Genomic DNA, 17,472 nt, shown 5'->3' with positions numbered 1-17,472 from the left:
TACTCATATACTCTATTCTAGTTTATCATATTTATCTTGGTAATCCGATGTCAATTTAGCAGTAATGACTCTACTTTAATTTCTCATACTTAAGCGTTTCTCAATTTTTAAGCGTTTACTTCTTTAATAAATAGGAATTATACTTATTCTCCTTAAGAAGAGATATCGATGTCATTTAATATATTTTAAATCGAATTATAGGAGAATATTTATGATATCCAAAAGGCAGAAATTGAATCGATGGCAATCATTAATTGCTCAATCACTCGAAAATCCGGATATCCAACAAATTTACTCTTTACAAACTTGTTTACGGTGTGTATAATAATTCTTGTTGTTCGTCACGAATAACTTATTCGCCGGCTTAGCTCAGTTGGTAGAGCATCGCATTCGTAACGCGGAGGTCGTAGGTTCAAGTCCTATAGCCGGCATCACAAACGCCCATTGGTCAAGGGGTTAAGACGCAGCGTTCTCAGCGCTGAATCATGGGTTCGAATCCCATATGGGTGATTTTTTATGCCCATAGAAAATGAAAGTTAACTAGAAACGTTGATTTTAAGCGGTTTTTAAGAATTAGAAAATCAAAGTAAATCATAGAAAATCAAAACATTTTGCATTATCAAACAGTAGAACTAAGGGCTTCAAGGCAGCATTCACATGCTGTCTTTTTTATTTATCCCTCCCCTATCGTCTCATATCGGATAATACGATGAGACGATAGTCGTGATAGTATATAGCAAAATTTTCTGGATATTTTTGAAAACATTTAACTACGTAACCTTGGTGATTTATAATGTATAGATGAGATAATATTGAAAAGACATAGATCATATATGATAAGGCACATAAAATAAAAATAGCTTTAGGATTATCCAAATCGTAATTCTAGTCTTAACGATAATATCCCAAGCTATTAACTTAATAAATGCGATAGTTAATTAATCACAATCGAGAGGAGCCATTGATCCTCTCGCTTCTTTATTGTATATAAAATTAGGAGGCTATTCAAATGAAATTAGAAACTAAGTTAGAAATTATTAAAATTGTATTGTTGGTTATTGTACTGATTTTAAGTTTATTAAATTTATTTATTGGTGGATAAGATGGATATAATCCAAGGATTAAAGTAACAGATTAATACCCTGCTAAAAAGCAATGAGTCAGCACATAGTATCGGAAAAAAGACTGGTGTTGATGCATCTCAAATCCAGCAATTACAATCTGGAAATAGAGATTTAGAGAAATACAGTTTACTACCGTTGAGAAATTATATAAATATGCTAAGACATCTAGAAAATAATAATCATTACACATAAAAACAGCACAGTAGCGAAGACTGTGCTGTTTTCAATTAGTTGTCTAAAGCCGCTTTTTTTAATTCCTGATACGAGCTAAAGTCAGTATGCTGATCAATGTAATGATCCAATATCTTCATATCCTCCGGTGTAAGATCAGCTTCATATTGTCTTAGTTCCACTGGTGATTTTAATACAAAATCTGTATATGTCCCAAAAGATGTATGATTTTGAATGAATTCTGGCGTCAATGGCAATGAAGATAGACTCTGGTCATCTTCAGCCTCATAATCATCTGCCACCTGTTCAGGTTGGATCAGTCGATCAAAAATATCTTCAACAGATTGTTGTTCACGACTATTAAAACGGAATCCCATAGTATCCCCCTTCATTTCTAAATAAAAAAATTAGTCGCCATTACAGCAACTAATTTTAAGAACTTTCATTTAAAAAATCAATTAACTATCTTCTAAGAAATCACGCAATTGTTTCAAACGACTTGGATGGCGTAGCTTACGCAATGCTTTTGCTTCAATCTGACGAATACGTTCGCGCGTTACACCAAATTGTTTACCGACCTGTTCCAATGTCTTAGTTTGACCATCATGCAAACCGAAACGCAAACGTAATACATTTTCTTCACGGTCAGTTAACGTTTCTAATACTTCATCGAGCTGTTCTTTTAATAATTCAGCATTCGTGTAGTCATCCGGTCGTGTCGCTTCTTGATCTTCGATAAAGTCTCCAAGATGTGAGTCATCTTCTTCACCGATTGGCGTTTCTAGTGAAACTGGTTCCTGTGAAATCTTCATGATATTACGGACTTTTTCCGTTGGTAAGTCCATTTCAGCGCCGATTTCTTCTGGAATTGGTTCACGACCTAGATCTTGAAGTAACTGGCGTTGTACGCGAACCAGTTTATTAATGGTTTCGACCATATGTACTGGAATACGAATGGTGCGTGCCTGATCGGCGATTGAGCGCGTAATTGCCTGACGAATCCACCATGTCGCATATGTCGAGAACTTGAAACCTTTCGTATAGTCGAATTTCTCGACAGCTTTCATGAGCCCCATGTTGCCTTCTTGGATCAAATCTAGGAAACTCATCCCACGTCCGACGTAACGCTTGGCAATAGATACGACTAAACGTAAGTTGGCCTCAGCCAATTCTTGTTTCGCTTCTGGATCGCCCTCTTCGATACGTTTAGCGAGTGCCACCTCTTGCTCAGCAGTTAATAAGTCAACCTGACCAATTTCCTTTAAGTACATACGTACCGGATCACTTGTATTGATCATCTTCGCCGCTGTTGGGTTAGCTGCTTTGTGCTCAGCAACCACTTTGTGTGACTCTGTCTGATCCGTATTCTCTTCTTTTGCTACGATTTTAGAGACGTCAGCGACATCTGAACTATCAACTGTTTCAACATCGTCTTCAACGTTTTTAATTTCTTCACGTTGGAGCTGGCGGTTTGTCGGGCCACCATTCTCATCAACAACTGCGACTCCGCCATCTTCAAATTGATCAATCAATTGATCCATCTGTTTATCGTCTAATGCGTAAGGCTGAGCAATTTTATCACTCAATTCACTGTAGCGGATGGAACCGAGCAATTTTTTTTCTTTGAGCAATTTTTCTTTCGCTTGTTTCAGCGTTAGACGTTTACCTTTATTATCGGTTTCTGCCAAGACGATAACCTCCTGTATTATGTCTTACCTACTTGTTCTTCAAACGACGCAAATTATCGATACGTTGACGATTCAACGCCTGCATTTCTGCAAAGTCATTAATCTTCTGTGCCTGAGCTATCTTTTCTTTTAGTTGATCATTTTGTTTTTGTATGTCTGGTACAACCGTTAGTTTTCTAATCAAATCATCAATCTCACGTGTGGTCCACTCTGGTGGCAATTCCAAATTAATGATCTGCAAAAAGCATTGACGTGCTTGTTCACTACGCAATTCATTATAAAACACTGAAGTATCAATAACTTGTAATTCTTGACTAGTTATCTGATCTACTAATAGTAAATAAATCGTTTCAAGCGCTTCAGTTTCAAAGTCAATAAATTGCGTTGATCCTTCAATATATTGCCACACTTCCGGATGATAAATCAACCGGTTCAGCAGCTGCATTCCTACCAACTCACCCACTGTCAATGCTTTAGTATCCTCACTCGTGAGTGTTTCTTGGATATAATTATCAGAAGATGGCTCATTCCAGCGCGATGAATGTTGTTTCTTCAGTAATTCCAGTTGCCCAGCGAGTACATCTGTTGCAATGCCTGTATCCTCGCTTAATGTATTGATTTGAATACTTTCAACCAACTCTGAAGCATTCTCTGCAATCTTTGAAAGCATCTCTTGAATATAACGCAACTTCTCTTCGTCATTATTCAATGAATAAATCTGCTGATAGTATACGCGATAAAATTGCATCGGTGATAACCGCTGCGCATTCAAAAATTGCTGAAAACGATCTGTGCCATGGCGTTGAATAAATTCATCAGGATCGAGTCCTTCAGGAAACAGCACAATCGTTAATTCTTGCTTTGATGCATGTTGTTGGAAATGCTCAACAGCACGTTTTGTGGCTTTAAAGCCCGGTTGATCGCCATCATAGGCTAATACAATTTTCGGGGTGCGCTTCGATAAAATCATGACTTGATTATCAGTGAGAGAAGTCCCCAATGAAGCTACCCCATTCATAGTCCCTGCTTCATAAGCGCTAATCACATCCATGAATCCTTCGAAAAGGATCAGTTCTTTTTTTGCTTTTTGTTTTGCTTGATCCAAATTGAATAGGAAGCGATTTTTTTGAAAAATCGCAGTTTCAGGACTATTTAAGTACTTCGCACGTTGCTGTGTGTCTTCTGTCCATACACGCCCAGAAAATCCTACTGTATCGCCATATTCATTACGTAGGGGAAAAGCGATACGACTCGCAAAACGATCGCGCGTTGGATAGTCATCCAAAAAGATACCACTCGAACGTAATTCTTCATCTGTAAACTCTTTATTTTTTAGATAGCGATAGGTCATTCCATGATCAGCTGGTGATAGACCAATATTGAAAATTTCAATGGTTTCTTGACTTAAACCACGCTGTCTAAGATAAGCTAATGCCGGTTCTCCCACTTTAGTTGTGGTGAGCACGTAGTGATAGAAATTAGCCGCTTCTTCATGGACCTTAATGAGCCGGAGATCTTGGGCTTTATATTGTTGTTTTTCTTGAATACTATCAAAATCAAAAGCTACGGAAGCATTCCCCATATCAGCTACTTTTTGAACGGCATCTTTAAAACCAACGCCTTCTTTTTCCATTAAGAAACTAAAGACATTACCACCACGACCGCAACTGAAACATTTAAAAAACTGTTTCTCTGGTTCGATGGTAAAAGATGGCGTGCGTTCATCGTGGAATGGACATAAACCGACATAGTTTTTACCACGTTTTGTTAAATCAACGTAATGACTAATAATATCAACGATATCTACTTGATTTTTGATATCATCGATGACTTGTTCTGGAATTCGATTCGCCAACTCTACCAGCTCCAATTATTGATTATTCCGTGAATTCACCATTCAGAACAGCTGTAATAATTTCCCATGCCTCATCTAATCCCTGTTTCTCCTTAGATGACACAGGTAAAATCTGGTCCACACTCACAAGTCCTAATGTATCTTTGATTAACTGCAATTGTTTCTGATGTTGGTTGCGCTTAACTTTATCTGATTTTGTTGCAATCACAAAGTACGGTACTTCTTCTTCATTAAGTTGATCAACCATCATTATATCTTCTTTGCTCGGCTGATGTCTAAAGTCAACTAATACGAGTGTCAATACCAAGTTTTCGCGCTCAGCAAAGTATTTATCCATCTGAACTTTCCAACGTTGACGTTCTTTTTTGCTAATTTTGGCATATCCATATCCAGGCATATCAACGAAGTACCACGCATTATCGACGTCGAAATAGTTCAATTGCTGGGTCTTTCCCGGTTTACTCGATGTTCTAGCTAATGCTTTACGATTAAATAATGCATTAATGAAACTACTTTTACCAACATTTGAGCGACCGCACAGCGTGACTTCAGGTTTATCAGGCACTGGATATTGTGTTTCTGATGCTGCACTTAATAGAAACGTTGGTGTATGTTGTTTAGGTATCATAGCTTCTCCTTAAGTAAGAGTCAGCGGCAAACACTATTCAGAGAGTTCTTTTCCCTCTTTATCCAACAATGTTGGTTTAGCATCATCCGTAATAACCGCTGCTTCAACCACAACTTTAGAAATATCTTCGCGACTCGGAATATCAAACATAATATCGAGCATCGCATTTTCAATAATAGAACGTAGACCACGCGCACCCGTACGGCGTTCCATCGCTTTTGTTGCGATAGCTTCTAATGCTTCATCAGTAAAGCTGAGTTCCACATCATCCATCGCAAGCAAGGCTGCATACTGTTTAACCAATGCATTCTTAGGTTCTTTAAGAATATGAACTAAGTCCTCCGACGTTAACTCATCCAACGTAGCAGTAATTGGCAGACGACCAATAAATTCTGGAATTAAGCCGAAGCGTTGTAAGTCCTCTGGAATAACATTAGCACCTGTAATGCGTTCACCTTCAGTATCTGCTTTCTGTCCAAAGCCAATCACATTCTTACCAACACGTTCTTTGATAATTTCTTCAATACCATCGAATGCCCCACCAACGATGAATAATATATTTGTCGTGTCAATCTGAATCATTTCCTGCTGTGGGTGTTTACGACCACCTTGAGGCGGCACATTCGCTTGCGTACCTTCGAGAATCTTCAACAGCGCTTGCTGTACGCCTTCACCACTGACATCACGTGTAATTGATACATTTTCAGCTTTAGATGCAATCTTATCAATTTCATCGATATAAACGATTCCGTGTTCTGCTTTTTCCACGTCAAAATCAGCGGCTTGTAGTAACTTCAACAACACATTTTCAACGTCTTCACCCACATAACCTGATTCTGTTAATGTGGTAGCATCTGAAATAGCAAATGGCACTTGAAGGATACGCGCTAATGTTTGTGCAAGATAGGTTTTACCAGATCCAGTTGGTCCAACGAGAAGGATATTACTCTTCTGTAATTCTACGGGATCCTCTTCATTTTGATTGTATTGGCCACTAATACGTTTATAGTGATTATAAACGGCCACAGATAACGTCTTCTTAGCCATATCTTGACCAATAACATAATCATCAAGTATTTTTCGAATTTCTTTAGGTGTTGGCAATTCGATCATTGTATCGTCTGAAGTTGAACGATTTTTTTCGTCCTCTTCAATAATGCGGCTACACAATGCGACACATTCATTACAAATGTATACATCTGGTCCTGCAATAATTTTATCGACTTGATCCTGTGATTTTCCACAAAACGAACAATGCAACTTTGTTTGCTCTTCTACCATGATAGCCTCCATCTCTAAATTCTTGTTTATTCTGGCAAAAACGGCTATTAAAGTCAATCTAACATGCTGCTACAGCGGGATATAAAAAAGCACTCGCAGGCAGCAAGTGCTTTCGTATCTTACAGACAACTCATGCTATCAGCAAATAATTAGTCTGCTTCTACAGCTGAATCAGTAATGATAGCCATTGCTTTCTTCAAGCTAATGTCATGTTTCAACATGTCTTCAGTCACTACTTTAGAAACTTGTTCAGCTTCCATGTCGTAAGCTTTAGCGAGATCATCAATTTCGCTCTGAATTTCTTCTTCAGTAGCATCCAAATCTTCAGCTTCACGGATAGCTTCTAACAACAAGTCTGTCTTCACGCGAACATCTGCATCTTCAGAGAATTCTTCGCGTAATTTTTCACGGGAAGAACCAGTGATGTTGAAGAACATTTCTTCAGAGATGCCTTGACGTTGCATTTCGTTGAGGTAGTGATCCACTTGGCGGTCGATTTCTTCATCGATCATTGCTTGCGGTACGTCGCCAAATTCTGCATTGTCGATCGCTTTACGGATAGCTGCTTCTTCAACTGCTTCTTTTGCTGCAGCTTCTTTACGTTCAGCAATTTCTTTGCGGTATTTTTCACGCAATTCGTCTAATGTTTCAACTTCTTCATCAACATCTTTTGCGAATTCATCGTCTAATTCTGGCGTGATTTTTTCTTTAACTTCGTGAACAGTTACTTTGAATTCAACTGCTTGACCAGCTAAATCTTCCGCTTGGTAATCTTCTGGGAAAGTTACGTCGAGCGTTTTTTCATCGCCTTCAGAAGCGCCAACCAATTGTTCTTCGAAACCAGGTACGAATGAACCGGAACCTAATTCTAAGGAGAAGTTTTCAGCAGAACCGTTGTCGAAAGCTTCGCCATCTTTGTAACCAACAAAGTCAATGACAACTGTATCGCCTTCTGCTGCTGCGCCTTCTTTAACAGCTAATTCAGCCAAGTTGCTCTGTGCATCTTCAATACGTTTTTCAACGTCTTCTTCAGCAACGTCACGATCTTGTTTAGGAACTTCTAATCCTTTGTATTCACCAAGTGTAACTTCTGGTTTCAATGCAACATGTGCAAGTAATTTCCAATCTTTACCTGGTTCCACTTGTTCAATATCAAATTGTGGACGACCAACTAATTTGTCTTCGTCAAGTTCAGATTCTTTGATTGCTTCTGGGAAAGCTGTTGGCAATACAAAGTTAATGGCATCTTCATAAAGTGCCTGTTCACCAAACATTTTCACGAAAACATTGTAGCTGATTTTACCTTTACGGAAGCCTGGAACGCTAACGCTGTTTTTCACGCGTTTGTAAGCACGTTTTAATGCTTTCTGAGCTTCTTCTTGGCTTACAGTAAAATGTAAAGTACCTTCATTTTTATTCTTTTCTTCGTAAGTTACAGTCATTAATCATTCTCCTACCTTGTTATTTTCTTGACTCAGCTTATAAAAAGCCGTTAACACTCGAACACTATACTATAATCTCCGGTTACTGTCCATCCCAAGCCGTGAAATAACGACTTTTAGTGTTATTTAACGTCGTTGTCCCTGTGGCTGACGCGGTGGCATTCCTCCACCATTATTAGCAGGTGGTGCAGTATTCTGATTCTGGTTAGGGGCTGTTGGCGTATTGCCATTACCACTATTACCCGTTGGCGATTGCGGTGCTACTTGCCCTTCGCCTTCAGCTGGTGTGTTATTCGGTTCATCCGTCTCAGGAATTTCATCTGGCTGTTCTTCTGTCTCAGACGACTCTTCCTGGACGTCGGTATCTGGTGTCACAGTGTTCTGATTAGTATTGTAATTATTATAGTTATTGTCACCCTGTTGGTTTGTAGTGTTCTGAGAGGTCGAGCGACGTTCATTCGTTGCTTGACCATAACCACGTGACATTAATTGTTGATACAGTTCATCATTAACCAAATCAGTTGTCGTATTGCCACCACTAGACTGCGAAATACGCAAAGGATTTGACCCAGTAATCAAGTTTACTTGATGAACACTATCTGGTTGTTGCCAGTCATCTTGATGACTACCATTCGTGATGAATTCCATCAAGTTTTGATATAACGCTCGTGCGATGCTTTGATCACTCAATGTCAAGTAGCCATCCGATGAATATGGACTATCGTATCCGACCCAGATCGCAATGGCATAATCCGTGGTAAATCCAGCCATCCAGGAGTCTGGAGAACCATCGCTTGGAATGCCGTACTGTGCGAGCTCACCATCTGTATAGTTTGTCGTACCCGTTTTACCCGCTTGAATAATATTTGGATTGGCATTTGATGCCGCAAGTCCACCTGGTTTAAATGTGCCTTTCAAGACATCAGTTAGCATATATGCCGTTGAATCTTTCATCGCACGATGACTATCACGGCTCACTTCAACTTTTTCACCAGCTTTGGTTACAAAGTAATCCACTGCACGCGGTTGATTATATTCACCGTAATTACCAATTGTTGCATAGGCAGCACTTAAACCTAACGGCGTGACTTCACCACCAAGCGCATTCGATTCATAAATACCAGCATCACCATTTAAATGGATATTCATCTTAGCTAAGAAATCATTAACGTTTTGAGGATCAGACGCCTGGATCATCTTCAATGCTGGGATATTACGCGAGCGAACCAGTGCTTCACGTAGTGTGAGCGTCCCCATATAGCGACCTTCGTAGTTCTTAATTTCAGTCCCATCACTATAGGAATGTGGTTCATCTTCGACAGTCTGCCCCGGACTGTAATTCAGGAATTCAAATACTGGTCCATAAGCCGTTAATGGTTTCATTGTCGAACCAATCGAACGATTCAATTCTGTTGCGCGGTTAAAGCCTAATTGTGCTTCCTGATTACGTCCACCAAATAATGCCGCAATATTACCTGTCTTCGTATCAAGGATCGATACAGCTGATTGCATTGCACCGTTAGGGAAGTAGACACCATTAGCATCATTCACTGTTTCATATAAGTGACGTTGGATATCCATATTGAGATGCGTATGAATTTCTAATCCATCTTCGAAAATGTTATACCCAGCATCTTGAACATCTTTGATGACTTGCTTGACATAGGCATCAACCATACGATTGTTCGTTCTACCCTCTTCTTGTAGTTCTTCAAGAGGTTGCAAGCCTTCATCAATCGGTTCATTCTTCGCTTCTTGATATTCACTTTCTGAGATCTTTTCATTATCTAGCATTGCACCTAGAACGAGATCACGACGTTCTTTAGCATTTTCTGGGTTAACGTACGGGTTATACTCGTTAGGAGCTTGTGGCATACCAGCTAATAATGCCACTTGAGCAAGTGACAGCTCATTTAGCGGTTTACCATAATACATTTCAGCAGCCGTTCCGATACCGTACACACCATTTGCCATGTAAACCTTGTTCAAGTAATACTCAAAAATTTGCTGCTTCGAGTACTCTTGTTCAATCTGACGGGCCAGATGCATTTCCTGAACCTTACGCTTATAGGTTCGATCTTCTTCCTTAGTAGAGAAAACCGATAGCTTCACTAATTGCTGTGTCAGCGTCGATCCGCCTTGTGCAATACCTCCCGCACGCAAGTTGGCAAGGAATGACGAAAAAATGCGGCGTAAATCAATACCATTGTGATCCAAGAAGCGACGATCTTCAATTGAAGTCACCGCATCGAATGCTTGTTGCGAGATTTGATCAGAATCGATAATAATCTGCTCATTCTGTGTGGTCTTATATACTTCCTCGCCAGATTGATCATAAACGACAGAAGCAACTGAACCCTCAAGATCACGCTTAGTAATTTCCGGACTATCGCTAATCCAAGATACGGCGATCGCTGTTCCTGTGACGCCCACAGCCAACATCACAAGTAGTGCACCGATCAACACCATCTTTAAAACACTATGTGATTCATGGGCATGATCTGGTTGATTCCCTGATTGCTTTCCACTTTGGTATTGTTGTCGTGCACCATTAGTCATCTTGGGATTCGATCCAGATGTGCGACGTTTACGATTCGTTTGTGACGACTGATGACGTCGCTTGGGTGTTTGATGTTGATTATCATTTTTGTCCAAATGATTCACTTCCTCTACATTGCAATTGTTTAATATATTGATCAACCGCTGGCAGATAGTCGATATCCGGAAAAGCACCTATTGCAATCGAAATACCATCCGAACGAATGGCATCAATCGGTATTGATGCGCGCCCTTCCTTTCGGCAATAACGCCACCAGTAGGTTTGTAATGCGTCAAACGGGTATAAATAGGCTTCGTTCAAATGCGAAAACAGCATAATCACAAAACAAATTCCCCCTTGATCCTGGCATGCTTTCATGTGTTGGATCTGATGCTCATGAAAATTACTCAGCGGGAAACGTGTAACCTCTGCCGTTTGCTTCGCTTCAAAATCGAGATAATGACCGTTATATACACCATTGTAGTCAGTAGTAGAAGGTTGACGATAATAGGCTTCCTTAATTTTTGCCTTCGCGCGTTTCGGATAGTCGACAGAAACCACTTGTATCGGTGTCGGTTTCTTATAGATAACCGCACGCTCTCGAGCGAGGTACCACTCATTTGAATGATTTAACATCGTCTCTAATCGCATACCACGGTGAGCCTGTGTCTCATGTTTTCGTGATGCTGCGACTGATTCAGATGTTATTTTACGATGATAATTTCTACCATCCGGATACCGCATATCGTTCCCCCCATTTAATATTAATTACGTTCCATTATAGCAAATTATATGAAGATAAGCATTAACACCGCTAGCTATTAATACTTAAAAATTTATAAATTTTTAAGTATTAATAGCTAATCACTTAACTGCCAATTGATGGGTTCTTGTCCTTTTTCCTCCAGTAGCTGATTTGTTTTTGAGAACGGTCGAGAACCAAAAAAACCGCGGTAAGCGGATAATGGACTCGGGTGAGGGGATGTCAGTACCGCATGTTTGGATTGATCAATCAACGTCATCTTTTTTCGTGCTGCAGCTCCCCATAAAATAAAAACCACACAATGGTCAATATTGTTTAACTCGCGAATCGCGTAATCAGTGACCGCTTCCCAGCCTCTTCCACGATGAGAATTTGCTTGTCCAGCCCTCACTGTAAGTACACTGTTCAAAAGTAAAACGCCCTGTTCTGCCCACTCGCTAAGATTCCCATGGTTAACAGGTTTAAAATTAATGTCAGTTTCTAATTCTTTATAAATATTTTGAAGAGATGGCGGCACCTTAACACCACGTTGAACCGAGAAACTTAGACCGTGCGCCTGATTAGGGCCATGGTATGGATCCTGACCAAGAATAACCACCTTCACTTGATCGAACGGCGTTAGCTTAAACGCTTCATAGATATGCCACATGTCAGGATAAATCGTCCGGTCGTGGTATTCATTTTTTAGGAAATCATGGAGCTGTTGGTAGCCTTTTGAATCAAACACAGGTTGAAGATGTGCTTGCCATTCATTAGGAATAAATTCATGTGTCACAATAACGCCTACCTTCTATACCTAATATATTCACTATATCATCATTTGAGTGTGGGTTCATCAGTTCAGAAATGACGTTATTATCATTTCGTGTTAAACTAATCACAAATGTTGTTGTCGCTAATTGATGATTATATTGTTGAGGTGAATTGAACAAATGAAACTGCCGTGGAATAAACGAAAAAAACGTATTCTCTTTGTTTGTTTAGCAAACATTTGTCGTTCACCTTTAGCTGAAAATTTACTGGAAGATGCATTAAAAAAACACCATCTCCATCGTCAAGTCAGCGTCGACTCTGCTGCCATTGAAAACTGGGGTGTTGGAAGACCGATGGACAAGACATTGCAGTCATTTCTATCCGAGGATGACATCGCCATTAAGAAACATCGCTGTCGTCCATTAACAGAAAAAGATGGTGAGCGTTTTGATTATATTATTGCTTTCGATACATTGACACTGAATGCTTCAAAGCTACGTGTTGGTGAGACCAATGCATCAAAAGTATCATTATTCTCTTCATATCAAGAAAACCCTGAGCAATCAACAATTATTGATCCGATTGAAACACGCGATTTCAAACAATGCTACCATGATATCAAGGAGGGAATTCCTGACATTATCACTGAAATTGAAAAAGTTCTCAAAACCTAAACTAGTAAACGAGGGAGACAATATCGATCAATTGTGTTACGACAGCAAACGCCATATCACGAACTTCATCCGTTGGTTCTCGGTGGTCTGGGATCATAATTGTTTCCGTACCTGAACGATAGCCGGCCTCCACACCTTGGAATGAGTCTTCAATAATAAACGCTTCTGACGCATCGACGTCCGCAACCTCTAATGCACGATTAAAGATTCCTGGATGTGGTTTAGAGTGTGACACATGATCACCAGCAACGATCCCCTCAAAGCGGTCAATAATTTTAACGTCGTTTGATAGGATACGGCGAACAACATCTTCTGTCGATGATGAAGCGACAAATAAGCGCAATCCTTGATCCGCCAACGCATCCAATGTTTCAATCAATGTTGGTTTTGGCTCTACACCCTGCTCAATCTTTTGGAAGTAAAGCTCACGCGCACGGTCAATCACTTTTTTGGCAATCTCATCATTTTGGATTTTCTTACCTAGACGTTTTTCATTCTCTGCTACTTTTCCACCTGCATAGTTATTGAAATATTCATGCTCAGACATGGAAACGTTATATTCTTCGCAAGCTTGACTCAAACTTAGAAAATACGGATATTCTGAATCAATCATCGTACCGTCCATATCAAAAATAACAACTTTCTTTTTCATTAGATGCATCGTCCTTCCCTCTTTTTCGACAACTATCCCATCAATGCGCTTTAAAATCAAGAGATAGCTGTTATTTATTCTTCTTTCCTCTATTGTTATTAGCTTGTTTGCGTTATCATTTATGATATATGAAATATTTTGACAGATTAAGGAGAGACTTATGAAAGAACGTATCGGACTGATTGATATCGGATCAAATAGTATCCGTCTCGTGATTTTTCAAATTTTTGATAACTTTACCATGAAAGTACTTCAAAATATCAAAGTTCCTGCGCGTATTTTTCAATATTTAGATGATGATAATGTCATGTCAGAAAAAGGAATTACTGTACTCTGTGATGTACTCTCTGGGTTAGTCAAAGAGGCTGAACTATTTGAAACAGATCGCATTCTCGCAAAAGGTACAGCTGCCATTCGTCAGGCAAACAATCGGGACGCTATTGTTAATACCGTCAAGGATAATATTGGACTAACGATTGATGTCGTGCCTGGTGAACAAGAAGCCTACTACGGTGTCAATGCTGTTTTCCATTCGTTATCACTAGCAGACGGCATTACACTCGATATCGGCGGTGGTAGTAGTGAAGTGACGCTATTTCGTGATAAGGAAATTATTGAATCATATAGTTTCCCGTTTGGTGCCGTCACGCTAAAGGACAAATTCTTTGCAGGCAAAAACCATAATGATAAAGAAGCTATTGAGAATACAAGACAATTTATTCGTGAAGCTTTCGATAAGCATCCCTTTATGAAAAAAGCTGAATTACCATTAATCGGTATCGGTGGTGCCGCACGTAATCTTGTCCGTGTCTATCAGAATAACATCGATTATCCTCTAGCTGGACTACACAATTTTGAAATGAAACGGGATGCGCTTGATACTGTATTTAATCGCTTCATGGAAGCCTCTTCTCAAAAAGAAATGAAAAAAATCGACGGCCTAAGTAGCGATCGCGCGGATATCATCGTCCCTGCGATGCTTGTTTACCTCGAACTTTATAACTACATCAAAGCACCTTTCTTCCGTTTCAGCCAACGTGGATTACGTGAAGGGATCATTTTTGACTATGTTCAGAATAAATATCCTGATGCTTATGATATTAAACATATCGCTCGACAAACGATCGAGCGTTTACCTGCTGTGTATCATTTCAATACTAGCATTGCTGCACAACGCATGGTGCTCGCCACAAAACTCTATCACGCCTTAAATGAGGAAGATCAATTAACGTTGAAAGCGTCCGAGCAAAAACTCCTTGCTTACGGTGCATTCTGCTATCACATCGGTGAAATGGTTGAAACCAATAGTGCTTCACAACATACGTTCTATCTCCTGTCGAATACTAATTTAGACGGTTTCACTCACCATGAGCGTGTCGCGTTGAGTTTAATCGCTAGTTACAAAAATCGTTCCTTATTTAAAACCTACCTCTCTTTATTTAAAGATTGGTTCCCTGATAAGGAAATGAAACTGATTCAAACTCTCGGTAGTATTGTTAAATTCGCCAACTGTTTGAACGGCTCTAATCAAGCAATGATACAAACGATCGATTTCGTTCATCAAAAAAACACGTTAATTTTACGTATTTTTTACAAAGGAAAGCTATTATCGGAAGTGAACCAATGCGAAAACCAGAAGAAACATATCGAGCGTATCGTTGGCGAAGATATTCATTTGGAATTTATTAACCAAAAAGATTATACCCGCGTTTGATTACTCTAAATTGAAAGGGAGTTTTTTGAATGACAGAAAATCAGAGTCCTGATCTCAATAATCCTGATTTCTATGAAAATCGCGAAATTTCTTGGCTGTCTTTTAATTTACATGTTATTAAAGAGGCTGAAGATGACCTGAATCCATTACTTGAACGTCTAGGATTCGTTGCAATTGGCAGTTCGAATTTGGATGAATTTATGATGGTGCGTGTCGCCGGTCTACAGGATCAGAAACGTTATGAGCCTAAAGCCCGCGATACCAAGAAGCAATGGTCAGCTGATCAACAATTGGAGGCTATTGCCGAGAAAAACCATCAAATTGTGGATTATCAATATGAAGTATTTAATCGTCTGGTTGAAGAATGTCGTGAAAACAATATCTTTTTTGAAGACGATCAAATTCTGTCAGGAGAAGCGCGACAAAATCTCAAGCGCTACTTCTCTGAAGAGATTTATCCAACATTAACCCCACTAGGCGTTGATGCGTATCGCCCGTTCCCAAGTCTCGGTAATAAAATTACCAATGTATTCGTTAATTTAGAACGAGATGGACAAGAAGAAATTGCGATTGTACCTATTCCAGCGCTCGTTGAACGTTATTTCTATCTTCAAGACGGCGATAAACATATTCTCATTGATGTATATGAAGTCATTGAACATTTTATTACCGCCCTATTTGACGGCTACAACGTGACAAGTACTTTTCTCTTTAGAGTAACACGTAACGCTGATATGGCACTCAATGAGGAAGGCGCTGAAGATTTACTCGTTTCAATTGAAGACTTCCTGATTAAACGTAAAAAAGGACAAGCGGTTCGTTTAGAAATTGATACACGTCATTCAAAACGCGAGTTATTAGCCAAAGATGTTCAGTGGCTCGTTCAAAACTTAGAGCTCTCACCACGCGACGTCTACGCGATTAATGGACCACTCGACCTCACAGCACTTAACGAAGCAAAGAACAAATTAGAAGATGCTTTTCCTAAGCTCACCTATAAACCTTTCCACTCTGTCTATCCACCAGAGCTTAAAAATATGGGGGTATTTGACTATATTAAAAAACATGATTTGTTCCTATTCCACCCATATGATTCCTTCCAGCCGGTTGTAGACTTCATCGTAGATGCAGCAGATGATCCAAATACGATTGCGATTAAACAAACGCTCTATCGCGTGTCCTCTAATTCACCAATCGTCAAAGCGTTAATTCGTGCTGCTGAAAAAGGCAAACAAGTCACTGTCTTAGTTGAATTAAAAGCACGCTTTGATGAACAAAATAACGTCGAATGGGCAAAACAACTAGAGGAAGCCGGTTGCCAGGTTATCTATGGTAAAAATATGCTGAAGACACACAGCAAAATCACACTTATCATCAAGCGTGAACGAGGTGCACTGAGACGTTATGTCCACCTCGGTACAGGAAATTACAACGATAAGACGGCCAAACTTTATACGGATAATAGTCTTTTGACGAGTGATCCTGAGATTACTGAAGATGCGACAAACTTCTTTAACTATCTGAGTGGCTATTCCGATCAGCCAAAATATCATAAGTTGTTTGTTTCGCCAGACAATATTCGTATTAATTACTTGAAGGCAATTGACCAAGAAATTGAAAATCAAAAACAATACGGTAACGGCCATATTATCGCGAAGATGAACTCATTAACCAGTAAAGGTATCATCAAAGCACTGTATCGCGCGAGCCAAGCAGGTGTTAAAATCGATCTTATTGTTCGTGGTATTTGTTGCTTGGTTCCGGGTATTGAAGGAATCAGCAATAATATTCGAGTGATTAGCGTCATCGGCCGCTTCTTAGAGCATAGCCGTGTGTATTACTTCTACAATAATGGTAACACTAAGGTTTACTTGTCGAGCGCTGATTTAATGACTCGTAACTTAGATCATCGCGTCGAAATTGCATTTCCGGTGGATAATCCAGCGATTCATCAACGTGTCATTGATATTTTGGATACCTACCTCTCCGATAACATCAAAGCACGTTACAAAAAACCGGATAACACCTATGACTATGTCTCCAATACCGATAAAGCATTAAATGCTCAGGAATTCTTTATCACACGCGCCAAATCACGTGTCCCAGATATTCTTCCTAAGACATCTGATGATACTTCTGCACGCTGGTGGCAAAAATTATTAAATCGTGGCCATAAATAATTTACAAA

13 protein-coding genes and 2 tRNA genes are annotated in these 17,472 nt (G+C 39.6%); 5 read left to right on the top strand and 10 right to left on the bottom strand.

Annotated features, from left to right (window positions below):
- Nucleotides 1-358: 358 nt before the first annotated feature.
- Together ACWOEX_RS01315 and ACWOEX_RS01310 are read left to right on the top strand one after the other, a co-directional pair.
- A tRNA-Thr gene (locus tag ACWOEX_RS01315) sits at nucleotides 359-431 on the top strand.
- Between the two features lie 7 nt (nucleotides 432-438).
- Nucleotides 439-510 (top strand) — tRNA-Glu (locus ACWOEX_RS01310).
- Between the two features lie 841 nt (nucleotides 511-1,351).
- Here the strand turns inward: ACWOEX_RS01310 and ACWOEX_RS01305 are convergent.
- From ACWOEX_RS01305 to ACWOEX_RS01265, 9 genes are all read right to left on the bottom strand, one after another.
- Nucleotides 1,352-1,672 carry a hypothetical protein gene (locus ACWOEX_RS01305; protein ID WP_455297456.1) on the bottom strand — a complete coding sequence of 107 codons (321 nt, stop codon included), beginning with the start codon at nucleotides 1,670-1,672 and terminating at the stop codon, nucleotides 1,352-1,354.
- Between the two features lie 81 nt (nucleotides 1,673-1,753).
- Nucleotides 1,754-2,983 (bottom strand): RNA polymerase sigma factor RpoD, encoded by a 1,230-nt coding sequence (gene rpoD / locus ACWOEX_RS01300; RefSeq protein ID WP_455297455.1) that lies wholly within the window; start codon nucleotides 2,981-2,983, stop codon nucleotides 1,754-1,756.
- A gap of 28 nt (nucleotides 2,984-3,011) precedes the next feature.
- Nucleotides 3,012-4,838 carry a DNA primase gene (gene dnaG, locus ACWOEX_RS01295; RefSeq protein WP_455297454.1) on the bottom strand — a complete coding sequence of 609 codons (1,827 nt, stop codon included), beginning with the start codon at nucleotides 4,836-4,838 and terminating at the stop codon, nucleotides 3,012-3,014.
- Between the two features lie 22 nt (nucleotides 4,839-4,860).
- Nucleotides 4,861-5,466 carry a ribosome biogenesis GTP-binding protein YihA/YsxC gene (gene yihA, locus ACWOEX_RS01290; RefSeq protein WP_455297453.1) on the bottom strand — a complete coding sequence of 202 codons (606 nt, stop codon included), beginning with the start codon at nucleotides 5,464-5,466 and terminating at the stop codon, nucleotides 4,861-4,863.
- A gap of 33 nt (nucleotides 5,467-5,499) precedes the next feature.
- Nucleotides 5,500-6,747: an ATP-dependent Clp protease ATP-binding subunit ClpX gene (clpX, locus tag ACWOEX_RS01285; RefSeq protein WP_455297452.1), complete on the bottom strand. Its 1,248-nt coding sequence runs from the start codon at nucleotides 6,745-6,747 to the stop codon at nucleotides 5,500-5,502.
- 149 nt (nucleotides 6,748-6,896) lie between these two features.
- The gene (gene tig, locus ACWOEX_RS01280; RefSeq protein WP_455297451.1) at nucleotides 6,897-8,189 is read right to left on the bottom strand and encodes a trigger factor; all 1,293 of its coding nucleotides are present in this window, start codon (nucleotides 8,187-8,189) and stop codon (nucleotides 6,897-6,899) included.
- 126 nt (nucleotides 8,190-8,315) lie between these two features.
- Nucleotides 8,316-10,844, bottom strand: coding sequence for a transglycosylase domain-containing protein (locus tag ACWOEX_RS01275; RefSeq protein WP_455297450.1), 2,529 nt, complete (start codon nucleotides 10,842-10,844; stop codon nucleotides 8,316-8,318).
- Entirely contained in the window at nucleotides 10,831-11,472 is a 642-nt protein-coding gene (gene recU / locus ACWOEX_RS01270) for a Holliday junction resolvase RecU (protein WP_455297449.1), read from the bottom strand. Before recU ends, ACWOEX_RS01275 begins: the two co-directional genes overlap by 14 nt.
- A gap of 116 nt (nucleotides 11,473-11,588) precedes the next feature.
- Entirely contained in the window at nucleotides 11,589-12,266 is a 678-nt protein-coding gene (locus ACWOEX_RS01265; RefSeq protein ID WP_455297448.1) for a uracil-DNA glycosylase, read from the bottom strand.
- A 157-nt stretch (nucleotides 12,267-12,423) separates the two neighbouring features.
- Between ACWOEX_RS01265 and ACWOEX_RS01260 the strand changes: the two genes are divergently transcribed.
- Nucleotides 12,424-12,918 carry a low molecular weight protein-tyrosine-phosphatase gene (locus ACWOEX_RS01260; protein ID WP_455297447.1) on the top strand — a complete coding sequence of 165 codons (495 nt, stop codon included), beginning with the start codon at nucleotides 12,424-12,426 and terminating at the stop codon, nucleotides 12,916-12,918.
- Nucleotide 12,919: 1 nt separating this feature from the next.
- On the opposite strand, the gene ACWOEX_RS01255 is transcribed toward ACWOEX_RS01260, so the two are convergent.
- On the bottom strand, nucleotides 12,920-13,570 hold the full coding sequence (locus ACWOEX_RS01255; RefSeq protein ID WP_455297446.1) for an HAD family hydrolase: 651 nt from the start codon (nucleotides 13,568-13,570) through the stop codon (nucleotides 12,920-12,922).
- A 160-nt stretch (nucleotides 13,571-13,730) separates the two neighbouring features.
- Between ACWOEX_RS01255 and ACWOEX_RS01250 the strand changes: the two genes are divergently transcribed.
- Nucleotides 13,731-15,284 carry a Ppx/GppA phosphatase family protein gene (locus ACWOEX_RS01250; RefSeq protein WP_455297445.1) on the top strand — a complete coding sequence of 518 codons (1,554 nt, stop codon included), beginning with the start codon at nucleotides 13,731-13,733 and terminating at the stop codon, nucleotides 15,282-15,284.
- A 29-nt stretch (nucleotides 15,285-15,313) separates the two neighbouring features.
- Nucleotides 15,314-17,464 carry an RNA degradosome polyphosphate kinase gene (locus tag ACWOEX_RS01245; RefSeq protein ID WP_455297444.1) on the top strand — a complete coding sequence of 717 codons (2,151 nt, stop codon included), beginning with the start codon at nucleotides 15,314-15,316 and terminating at the stop codon, nucleotides 17,462-17,464.
- The last annotated feature ends 8 nt before the right edge of the window (nucleotides 17,465-17,472 follow it).

This window comes from Aerococcus vaginalis (assembly GCF_053762225.1).
The sequence above is the reverse complement of the archived record's forward strand: the minus strand, read 5'-3'. Positions and strand labels throughout refer to the sequence as shown.